Raw genomic sequence first — 604 nt, 5'->3', positions numbered from 1 at the left:
CCGATGACACCCCGACCACGCCGGACAGTGACGGCGATCCGGCGACGCTGACGCCCCAGGGTCTGCTCGACGAGGACGGCCTGCCCAAGGGGATCGCCGGCGGACCCGGCGACGCCCCGGGCACCGAGGTGGTGATCACCGGCTGTCTCGACTACGACTTCGGCGATGATGGCCCTGCGGCCAGTGGCGCCTTCAGCTGGACCACCGAGGGTCTGCCGGTGCTGACCAGCCAGGGTGAGACGGTCAGCTGGACGGTATCCGACGACGGCCTGACCCTGAGCGGGGTGGACGAATCCGGTGAGCCGGTGCTGACGGTCACGGTGACCGACCCGGCCAACGGCGAGTACGAAGCCGAGCTGCATCAGGGACTGGATCACTCGGACCCGACCACCGAGGACGACATCGTGCTGACGCTGGGCTACGAGGTCACCGACGGCGACGGCGACACGGCCAAGGGCAGCCTGGTGCTGACCGTGGACGATGATATGCCCACGGTGACCATCGAGGGCCCCGAGGCACCCAACGAGGACGGCAGTCTGAGCGGTACCTGGGTCCAGGACGGCGGTGGTGACGAGCAGGCCGAGATTGTGGTGACCCTGCCCGG

The 604-nt window shown here is 69.2% G+C and carries 1 protein-coding gene; it reads left to right on the top strand.

Features of this window, described 5'->3' with window-relative positions:
• On the top strand, positions 1-604 hold a 604-nt coding region (locus tag C9F12_RS22250; protein WP_205254761.1), incomplete at both ends, for a DUF5801 repeats-in-toxin domain-containing protein.

Origin of the sequence: Halomonas sp. BN3-1 (assembly GCF_003056325.1) — a bacterium.
GTDB lineage: Bacteria > Pseudomonadota > Gammaproteobacteria > Pseudomonadales > Halomonadaceae > Halomonas > Halomonas litopenaei.
This window is presented reverse-complemented; position numbering and strand designations above follow the sequence as displayed.